This window comes from Mesorhizobium sp. LEGMi-168a, from assembly GCF_058312955.1.
The window spans coordinates 1-1293 of sequence record NZ_JBZEGV010000109.1 but is presented as its reverse complement, the minus strand read 5'-3'; the positions used below and the strand labels follow the sequence as shown (position 1 = coordinate 1293).

The 1293-nt window shown below is 61.5% G+C and carries 1 protein-coding gene and 1 pseudogene; both read left to right on the top strand.

Annotated features, from left to right (window positions below):
- Positions 1-118: pseudogene (locus tag AC4FWB_RS34230) on the top strand (MOSC domain-containing protein); the annotation flags it as partial.
- Between the two features lie 221 nt (positions 119-339).
- Positions 340-1158, top strand: coding sequence for a sugar phosphate isomerase/epimerase family protein (locus AC4FWB_RS34225; RefSeq protein ID WP_491030618.1), 819 nt, complete (start codon positions 340-342; stop codon positions 1156-1158).
- The last annotated feature ends 135 nt before the right edge of the window (positions 1159-1293 follow it).

The following is a 1293-nucleotide window of genomic DNA, read 5'->3' as shown; positions in this document are numbered from 1 at the left end:
CAACGATCCCGGCATCCTGCGCAACCTCGTCCGCTACAACGCCCACAATATCGGCGTCTACTGCACCGTGGACAGTCCGGCGCGCGTCGAGATCGGCGCGCCGATGCGCTTTGCGTAGTGCATGTCGCCCGGAAGTGCGCAGCGGTTCTGGGGCAACCGACATGCAAAAGGTTTCCGTCCGGAATTGCGACCTGTCCCGTTATGTCGCGTGACGGCGCCATGATCTTGACGCCGCGGGCTTGGCACTGCGTGTAATACGCATGACAGAAAACGGCGTCATAGAACCGCACGATCTGCCATGTTGTCCAATACCTTCAAATCTCACCTACCGGAGCCCCGATGACTTCCTTGCCCGTTCTTGGCGCCGCCATGACACTGGACGACGTCGAAATCCACCGCGACTGGCTATTCGAAAGGCAGCGCGATCTGGAACTGCAGAGCTTCGTCGATGCGAGAGTTCTCAATGGCGACTGGACACCGCTCGCCGCCCGCGCCAGAAAGCTTCTCGACGGACACCGTGGACGGCTCGGGATTCACGGACCTTTCTGGGGCTTGACCATTGCGTCGAAGGACCCTGAAGTCCGCGATGTCGTGAGCAGACGTCACATCCAGGGAATCGAAGTCTGCGCCGCCATCGGCGCGACGCAGATGGTTGTCCACAGCCCCTACACAACCTGGTCCTACAACAATCTCGACAACAACCCCAGCGACCGCGAAAAAATAATCGAGTGCTGCCATCTGACGCTGCGCGATGCCGTCAAGCGGGCCGAGGACATCGGCTGCACCATCGTCATCGAGAATATCGAGGACAAGGATCCGTATATCCGCGTGGGGTTGGCCGACAGCTTCGGTTCCGCTGCCGTTGCCGTCTCGCTCGACACCGGCCATGCCTATTATGCCCACGGTTCGACCGGCGCTCCACCGGTTGATTACTATGTACACGCCGCGGGCAATCGCCTGCAGCACGTCCACTTGCAGGACGGTGACGGCTACGCCGACCGCCACTGGAGCCTGGGTGAGGGCGCGATCCGATGGAGAGCGGTCTTTGCCGCGCTTGCCAAACTCGAAAGCAATCCGCGCCTGATCATCGAGATCAAGGACAAGGCCAAGATACCGGCTTCCGCGGCCTATCTTGCCTCGCTCGGTATCGCGGAGTGAGGACAGCGGAAACGAGGGTCCCCGACGTTACCGGTACAAATCCGCACGCGTTGGCGGCAAGCCGCTCGGGCCGCGCGTGCGCTTGGTGGCGACGGTCTGGAAAATCTGCGCCGAGGCGCGCTCGAAGGTGATCGA

Bases quoted from the DNA above. Each gene is read 5' to 3' on its own strand.
- AC4FWB_RS34225 (WP_491030618.1), top strand. From the start codon at position 340: ATGACTTCCTTGCCCGTTCTTGGCGCCGCCATGACACTGGACGACGTC.